The sequence below is a fragment of the Lactiplantibacillus pingfangensis genome (genome assembly GCF_005404945.1).
Classification (GTDB): domain Bacteria; phylum Bacillota; class Bacilli; order Lactobacillales; family Lactobacillaceae; genus Lactiplantibacillus; species Lactiplantibacillus pingfangensis.
In genome coordinates this window covers 1-8,183 of sequence record NZ_BJDG01000046.1, presented here as the reverse complement: position 1 = coordinate 8,183, position 8,183 = coordinate 1, and the positions used below count along the sequence as shown (strand labels likewise).

General features: G+C 43.7%; 7 protein-coding genes and 1 other annotated feature. All 7 genes read right to left on the bottom strand.

Annotated elements, in window-relative coordinates; all coding sequences use genetic code 11:
• Positions 1–119 precede the first annotated feature (119 nt).
• A complete protein-coding gene (gene greA / locus FFM74_RS13185) occupies positions 120–602 on the bottom strand; it encodes a transcription elongation factor GreA (RefSeq protein ID WP_137627093.1) in 483 nt (160 codons plus the stop codon).
• A 107-nt stretch (positions 603–709) separates the two neighbouring features.
• Positions 710–1,339: a uridine kinase gene (gene udk / locus FFM74_RS13180; protein WP_137627092.1), complete on the bottom strand. Its 630-nt coding sequence runs from the start codon at positions 1,337–1,339 to the stop codon at positions 710–712.
• Between the two features lie 14 nt (positions 1,340–1,353).
• Positions 1,354–2,550 (bottom strand): endolytic transglycosylase MltG, encoded by a 1,197-nt coding sequence (gene mltG, locus FFM74_RS13175; RefSeq protein ID WP_137627091.1) that lies wholly within the window; start codon positions 2,548–2,550, stop codon positions 1,354–1,356.
• A gap of 696 nt (positions 2,551–3,246) precedes the next feature.
• Entirely contained in the window at positions 3,247–5,664 is a 2,418-nt protein-coding gene (gene pheT, locus FFM74_RS13170; RefSeq protein WP_137627090.1) for a phenylalanine--tRNA ligase subunit beta, read from the bottom strand.
• Positions 5,665–5,673: 9 nt separating this feature from the next.
• Positions 5,674–6,720, bottom strand: coding sequence for a phenylalanine--tRNA ligase subunit alpha (gene pheS / locus FFM74_RS13165; protein ID WP_137627089.1), 1,047 nt, complete (start codon positions 6,718–6,720; stop codon positions 5,674–5,676).
• A 51-nt stretch (positions 6,721–6,771) separates the two neighbouring features.
• Positions 6,772–7,007: a binding site (T-box leader), on the bottom strand.
• A gap of 49 nt (positions 7,008–7,056) precedes the next feature.
• Positions 7,057–7,425, bottom strand: coding sequence for a winged helix-turn-helix transcriptional regulator (locus FFM74_RS13160; protein ID WP_137627088.1), 369 nt, complete (start codon positions 7,423–7,425; stop codon positions 7,057–7,059).
• Positions 7,426–7,456: 31 nt separating this feature from the next.
• Positions 7,457–7,963: an HD domain-containing protein gene (locus FFM74_RS13155; protein WP_137627087.1), complete on the bottom strand. Its 507-nt coding sequence runs from the start codon at positions 7,961–7,963 to the stop codon at positions 7,457–7,459.
• Positions 7,964–8,183: the final 220 nt, after the last annotated feature.

Sequence of the window (8,183 nt, the reverse complement as noted above, 5' to 3'; positions counted from 1 at the left end):
CGGCCCATACTAAAAACTCCTCCCTAAGTAAACAAGCTTTAATTATTTGCTTGTCTACCTAAGTAGGAGTATAGCCCAACCCAAGTAAGCCATTGGTAGTGCCTTTTCTTTTTACTTAATTACGCATTTTCAACTTTTAAGATTTTAACTTTCATCGAACCTGCTGGGATATCAATCTTAACTTCTTCATCAACATGATGGCCAATTAAGCCCTTGGCGATTGGTGAATCGTTAGAAATTTTACCTTCCATGGGATCTGCTTCCGCTGCACCAACAATCGTATAACTTTCAGCTTCTTCATCTGGCAATTCTTTGAAGGTCACAATCTTACCAACTGAAACTTCAGTCACATCAATTTTTTCGCTGTCGATAATTTCAGCATACTGAAGCATATTTTCGACCGTCTTGATTCGATTTTCTAATAAACTTTGTTCATTTTTAGCTGATTCATATTCAGAGTTTTCGGACAAATCTCCGTAACTCCGTGCAATTTTAATCCGATTAATGATTTCTGGACGTTGGTTAAGCTTCAAATCTTCAAGTTCATGTTCAAGCTTAACTTTACCCTCTTCCGTCATTGGATAGGTTTTATCTTCTGCCACTGTTTCCACTCCTCGATTTTTAAATAAGTTAACAGAGAACAGCCTACCATGCCGGATTTTAATTGTAAACTGTCAAATCCGAAAAATAGGCTGTTAAGTGTTTAAATTTATAAAATTGACCGAACCTTCGTCGTTAACAAGTCGATGGCAACTTCATTTTCGCCACCTTCTGGCACGATAATATCGGCATAACGCTTGGTTGGTTCCACAAACTGATGATACATTGGTTTGACGGTTGCCAAATACTGTTCAATCACCCAGTCCAGGGTTCGACCACGTTCCTTGATATCCCGTTGAATCCGACGAATGATTCGAATATCATCATCAGTATCCACAAACACTTTGATATCCATCAAGTCACGCATCCGTTGATCATCTAAAATCAACACGCCTTCAACAATAATGACATCACGCGGTTCTTGATGAATCGTCTTCGCACTCCGCGTGGATTGTTCATAATCATAGACCGGTTTCTCGATTGGCTCATAATTAATCAATTGTTTAATTTGTTTGATCATGAGCTCGGTGTCAAAGGCCAATGGGTGGTCGTAATTAACTGCCCGCCGTTCGGCCATTGTCATTTCGCTCTGATCATTGTAATAAGAATCTTGCTGCAAAATTAATAAGGATTGTCCAGATAACTGGTTGTAGATGGCCTTGCTAACCGTCGTCTTCCCACTACCGGAACCACCCGTCACGCCAATCACAATTGGACGCCGATGCTTTGTTTCACTCATGTTTGTCTTCAACCTCATTGTCCGTTTTCATCAGTCCCATTATGCTTGGCAACCTTCTTGATGTTCGCTGCGTGGCCAGCTGCATCCTTCGCGTAATAGACCTTACCTGTCTTCAAATCAGCCACAAAGTACATATAATCCTTGCTACGATCAGTCGGATTAAGCACCGACTTGATCGAAATCAGACCGGGACTATTGAACGGCCCAGGGCCATAACCAAGATGCAATCGTAAGTTATATGGTGATTTCGATTGTAAGTCTTTGGCCGTTAATGTCGATTTCGTTGAATTGATGGCATAAAATACTGAAATATCAGAGTCTAAGCGCCATTTTGAATCTAACCGGTTTAAGAAGACCCCAGCAATCAAATGCCGATCCTTGGTAGTGCTCCCTTCACGTTCCACTAGGGAAGCCAAGGTCATGACTTCTTGAACAGACATCTTTTGCGTCTTGATTTCTTTGTAGTAAGGCTGCATCTCTTCATCAGTCTTGGCAACCATTTGTGTCACTAACTGCTTCAAAGTTGTTTTCTTATCTGCAGTGTACGTTGCTGGGAATAAGTACCCTTCCAAGCGGTAACGCACGTTTTTGGCTTGCATGGCAGAACCAAGTAGGTCAGGATACTTCTTCGCCAAAGACTTGATAAAGGTTTCATCTTTCATCAAGGCCAAAAATTCTTGTGAGGTGAAGTCGGTTTGTTTCTGAACCGTCTGTGCGATGGTCTTGATCTGACTACCTTCAACGATCAGCACCCGTCCGGTTGAGCTCTGGATTGGTTCCGAAGAACCGCCCTTGTTCAAGGTCTTTGCAATCTGTGAAACCGACATGGACGGCTTCAATTGATAATAGCCGGCATGGAAATTAGACAAATTATGCGCCTTGGTCCAATACTCAAACACGAACCCGCTCTTGATGACTTTCTTAGATTGCAAAATATCAGCAATCTTCTTGCCATTTGCGCCGAATGGAATCTCAACTTGGACAACTTGCTGATTATTCTTATTCAACGGTTGCGTGGCGTTATCAAAGTAGCGATAACCGAGAAAACCGATAATGACGATCAATGCTACCAAAATTCCAATCACGCCACCAATGACGCGCTTAGAAAAAGACTTCCGCTGTTTCTGGGCTACCCGATTTGGTTGTTCGGTTGAGCCGTGGTCTTGTTGATCCTGATTATTTTGATCGTTATTCAAAATTCGCCCCTCCATCTATTGATTAATCTTATCAATTATACAAAACTAGCGCTATCTTTGCACGATTTCTGAAAGACTTTTAGCCTTTTTTACAATAATTTTCAATCAACAGCGCTAAATCGGTTCCAGAACACCAAAAAACCACCTTAACAACTGTGTTCACAGTGCTAAGATGGTCATTTGAACTTATTTTCTAAAGGTTGTAAGGACAAAAGGACTCGTAAACACTGTCATATAGGCAACTGGTACGTCCAAATTAGCGGTGATCCCGCTCCGGCAGGCAGAATCGCTGTGCTATGGTGGGACTGTCCCAGCCACGGTGCGGTCTGGAACTTCGATTCAAAGCCGACAGACCGCGTCTTTGAATCGCCCTGTAAGATTAGGCGGCTAAAAACGCCGGCCAATCTTACCGACACAGCACAACGATTCTGCCTGCTTCCGCTAAACCCTAGCCTAAGAACACGTAAACTAGCTGGAAGTCGCCGCTGATGGCATTGGTCGCGAGGGACAAGACGTTTTTCAGGCTTGATCCGGTCCCACGACCGCATGTTATCAGTGGCGACTGGAAGCGGCACTGTCAACTAATTTCCATGCCCTAATCATTGACATGGCAGTAATTATTAGCAATTTGGGCCTTTCAACCTTTAGTTATTTTCTAAAGGTGGCAGGTGTCAAAATTGTCGTTAATAAACCCATATCAGCGTTCGTGTGTTAACGAATCTCAGCACCCAACGTATCCGTCAGTGCCGTTAAAACTTTTTCGAAGGCTTTAGTGATTTCATCATCAACCAAAGTACCGTTTTGATCTTGATAGGTCAAAGTATACGCCAATGACTTCTTACCAGCCGGCACATGCTTGCCATTGTAAACGTCAAAGAGTTGAACTTTTTGTAAATGCGCCCCACCCTTGTCCGTAATGAGCTTAACAATCGCGGCATTAGTGACTTGATTATCAATTAACATCGCAACATCCCGCGTAATACTTGGGAACTTCGAAATTGGTTGATATTGTTGATGTTCCTTTGGCTGTGCAATCAACGCATCTAAATCAAGTTCGAAGACATAAGTTTCACGGACTTTATAAGCTTTAGCGGTTGCCGGATGAATTTCACCGACAAAGCCCACCAAGTCGTCGCCCACATAAATATCGGCAGTCCGACCCGGATGCATTTCTGGATGGGTTGTGCTGGTTGCGTAACTAACAGGCGCGGCCAAGGCCAAGCTCTTCAAATAACCAGCCACGATCCCTTTAATTTGATAGAAATCAACGGGTGTCGCTTCAGTGTCCCAAGCCGTTTGAACCATCGAGCCAGTAATTGCCCCCGCGATGTGTTCAACTTCTTTCGGACGAACTTGTTCTGGCTGACTGAAGAAGACGCGGCCCTCCTCATACAAGGCCACATCGTGTTCTTTACGGGCATTGTTGTAAGCTAAATCATCTAATAAGCCAGAGATCAGATTCAAACGCAAAGCAGATCGTTCTGAACTCATTGGGAAATCTAACTTAGTCACTTCGCTAGCGTGCAGCGCAAACGATTTTGCTTTCGCTTCTGTCGTCAATGAATAGCTAATTGCTTGCGTTAAACCAGCACTTTCCATTAACTTACGAGAATCGCGAATGATTTGTTGCGTTTCATTCAATTTACCGATAGTTGGTTGACCAGTTGGCAAGGTTGATGGCAAATTATCATAACCATACAACCGGGCCACTTCTTCAATCAAATCAGCCGGAATATGAATATCCCAACGTCGGGCAGGCACGGTTACAGTATACGTCTCACCGTCAATCGTCGTTGGAAAGTCTAAGCGACGGAAAATGTCTGCGACGGTGTCCAATGACAACTCAGTCCCAAGCACATGGTTGAGTCGACTCAAACTAATCTTGACAACAGCTGGTTGAACATCTTCATCACGACCAACCACGACACCTGTTGCGACGGTACCATCACTGAGTTCAGCAATTAGTGCCGCAGCGGCATCCAAGGCTGTTTCGGTGGCGCTGTGATCAATGCCACGTTCATAACGCATTGACGCTTCGCTGTGCAAGTTATGGTTATGTGCCGTTTTCCGAATCTTAACGGCATCAAAAATTGCGCCTTCCAGGGCAATCGCAGTCGTCTTATCCGTCACTTCACTATCCAAGCCACCCATCGTTCCAGCTAAACAGATTGGCCGGTCATCGCTACAGATCACTAAGTCAGTTTCAGCTAAGTCACGCTTTTCACCATCTAAGGTGGTTAATTGCTCGCCAGCCTTAGCAAAGCGCACATTCACCTGACCAGCCGTTAAACTGTCAAAGTTGAATGCATGTAACGGTTGACCATATTGCATCAAGATGTAGTTCGTGGCATCGACCACATTATTGATTGGGCGCATCCCGGCATTCCAAATCCGAATTTGTAGCCACAATGGACTTGGCTTGATCGTCACATTTTTGATCAGGCGCATCTTGTACATTGGCACCGCCTGCTCATCAGCTTGAACCGTTACACTGAGTTGATCATCAGCCAATTCGGTCGCATCTTCATGTAATTCAACCGTTGGCATCGTTGGTTTTTGATCATAAATGGCAGCTAATTCATGCGCCGTCCCATTCATGCTTAACATATCCCCACGGTTTGGTGTGACCGACATATCAATAATTTCATCGTCCATCCCGATATATGAAAAGACTGGTTCGCCTGGTTTAGCATCCGCTGGTAAAATAAAAATCCCATCGGCCACTTCTTTTGGCACTAATTTTTCATCAAAGCCAAGTTCATCTAAAGCACATAGCATCCCGTTGGAAACTACGCCCCGCATCTTGCTGCGTTTAATTTTAGTATGACCACCGATCCAAGAATTCGGTAAAGCGACAATGACTTTTTCACCCGCAGCGACGTTCGGTGCACCACAAACGATTTGAATTGGGTCAGCTTCGCCAACGTCGACTTGGCAAATGTGCAAATGATCTGAGTCAGGATGGGGCACGCATTCGAGCACATCCCCAACGACAACTTTTTTCAACCCGTCACTTGGACGAATCACCCCGTCAACTTCAACGGCTGTCCGTTCAATCTTTTCTGCTAATTCATCGGCTGGAATGTCCAGCTTTAAATAATCACGTAACCATGCATAAGAAATTCTCATTTGGCCAGCCTAACCTTTCTTGTAAAACTGTGACAAGAACCGAACATCATTCAAGTAGAAGTTTCGGATATCATCAACACCGTATTTCAACATTGCGAAGCGATCAGGGCCTAAGCCAAATGCAAAGCCCCCGTAGACTTCGGGATCAATCCCAGACATTTCTAAGACGCGCGGATGAACCATCCCAGCGCCTAAGACTTCAATCCAACCAGTCTGTTTGCAGACAGCACAGCCTTTACCATCACAGTTAAAGCAAGTGACGTCGGCTTCAACGGAAGGTTCCGTAAATGGGAAGTAGCTTGGTCGTAAGCGAACTTCAAATTGATCCCCGAATAATTCGTTGGCAACTAACGTTAAGGTGCCTTTTAAATCGGCCATCGTGATATGCTTATCCACGACTAAGCCTTCAATTTGATGGAATTGATGTGAATGAGTCGCATCATCCGTGTCACGCCGATAAACGCGTCCTGGCGATAAAACTTTTAATGGGCCTTTAGAAAAATCATGATTTTCCAGTGACCGTGGTTGGTCAGCCGACGTTTGTGTCCGCAATAAGACTTCTTTAGTGATATAGAACGTATCTTGCATATCGCGGGCAGGATGATCCTTAGGTAAATTCAGGCGTTCAAAGTTGTAATAATCTTCTTCAACTTCATCCCCATCAACGATTTGATAACCCATCCCCATAAATAAATCTTCAAGTTCAGTAATAATTTGGGTAATCACGTGCGGTTGGCCTTGAGGGACTTGACGTCCTGGCAACGTGACGTCAATTTTTTCGGCAACCAACTGTTTGTTTTGAGCGGCTAATTCTAGCTCCTCGCGGCGGTGATCAATGGCTGATTGTAACTTGTCACGCACTTCATTAGCGTAAGCCCCCACTTTAGGACGCTCTTCTGGTGTTAAATCACGCATGCCCCGTAAAACTTCGGTAATAGGACCCTTCTTACCAAGCAAGTCAACTTTAACATCATTAACTTTTTTCAAAACATCGGCAGACTTAATATCCGCCAAGCCTTGATCTCGTAACTCGGTTAACCGATCTTGTAAACTCATATGGTTCCCTCCAATTTTTCTCACCTTTAGACACAAAAAAGACCTCATCCTAAAAGGGACGAGGTCATCGCGGTACCACCCTTGTTCGTGACACTTAGTAACCTAAGTTGACACGCACTTTTCACCGAATAACGGTCGGGCACCGGAAATTGTTTTTTGTCTTAATTAACTGTCCAATTTCAGCTCAGAGAGTGAATTCATTAGCTTTAACGCCGGAGTGCTTACAATCGATGACACTCTTCCCTATGACGGGCTGGCTAATTACTATTTCTCATCAAGGCTATTTCTTAGCTACTATGCAAGTCTATGGCAAACTGTTCACAGCGTCAAGCCTTATTAGCAAGATTCTGCGGGACTATACCACTTATCAGACCAATTATGGACTGTTGACATGACTTGTTTTAAGTCGGCACCCTTTTCCGTCAGCTGGTATTCAATCAAAGCGGAATCACAATAGGTCACGCGACTCACAATGCCATTTGCTTCCAGTTCTTTAAGACGCACCACTAAAACCCGGTCACTGCACTTTGGAATGCGGCGGGCTAAATTCTTAAACCGTTGCGGGCCATCTTCGAGTAACACATCAATAATTAGGCCATTCCACTTCTTGCCTAAAATCGAAAATGTTTTTTCAAATTTGGGACACAGTTCAAATTCGGATTCAGCGGTTGCATCTTCAACCGTATCTAGCATCATTTCTGACATTTGCATGACCTCCAATAATCCTGCTGTCGGTCTAACCGGCGGAAACTTTTCCGCGGAGCCGATCTAATTGCTTGGCCACCTTAGTACGTAATGGTCCAAAAAATTCATGTTCTGCTTCATAATCATCGACTAAAGAGACTAACAAACTTTCACGATACTTTGGCAAAGCCAAGGTTGCCCCAAACATGTGCTTTAGAATAATATCCTTTTCCATTGGGGTTAACTTAGTTAATTTTTCGGCGTTACGTAACGCCACCCGTGGATGGATAAAAGCATGTGAACCCAAGTCAAACTTAGTTTCACGCCAATCATAATAAAACAAGTCATGCAATAATCCAGCGCGTGCAACGGCTGAAGTATTGAGGTGCCATTTTTTTGCCAATAAGTAACTATCATATGAAACTGCAATAGAATGATCTAAACGATTCGAATGATGGTGCTGCGTAAAATCAGCTAAATGCTGCACAGCTGGTTGGGCCAACAAGTCGGCGACAAGCGCCACATACTCGGAATCTTGTTTCCATACATTGGTTTTCATTGAAAGCTCCCTTTACTAATATAACTACCGCTATTCTACTAAAAAGTAAGTAACTTTGAAAGTATTTTGTTCAATTTGGACGTAATTCTAACAAAGTGCTGCGCTGTTAAAGTTAAGTCTGAGAGATTGAAAAAAGTGACTCCATGTTATGATCCCTCTATGGTTGTCAGATGAAATACTATAATTCATCTGATTATCATGGAGGGATTTTTGTATGTCC

Bases quoted from the DNA above. Each gene is read 5' to 3' on its own strand.
- udk (WP_137627092.1), bottom strand. From the start codon at position 1,339: ATGAGTGAAACAAAGCATCGGCGTCCAATTGTGATTGGCGTGACGGGT.
- mltG (WP_137627091.1), bottom strand. From the start codon at position 2,550: ATGGAGGGGCGAATTTTGAATAACGATCAAAATAATCAGGATCAACAA.
- pheT (WP_137627090.1), bottom strand. From the start codon at position 5,664: ATGAGAATTTCTTATGCATGGTTACGTGATTATTTAAAGCTGGACATT.
- pheS (WP_137627089.1), bottom strand. From the start codon at position 6,720: ATGAGTTTACAAGATCGGTTAACCGAGTTACGAGATCAAGGCTTGGCG.
- FFM74_RS13160 (WP_137627088.1), bottom strand. From the start codon at position 7,425: ATGTCAGAAATGATGCTAGATACGGTTGAAGATGCAACCGCTGAATCC.
- FFM74_RS13155 (WP_137627087.1), bottom strand. From the start codon at position 7,963: ATGAAAACCAATGTATGGAAACAAGATTCCGAGTATGTGGCGCTTGTC.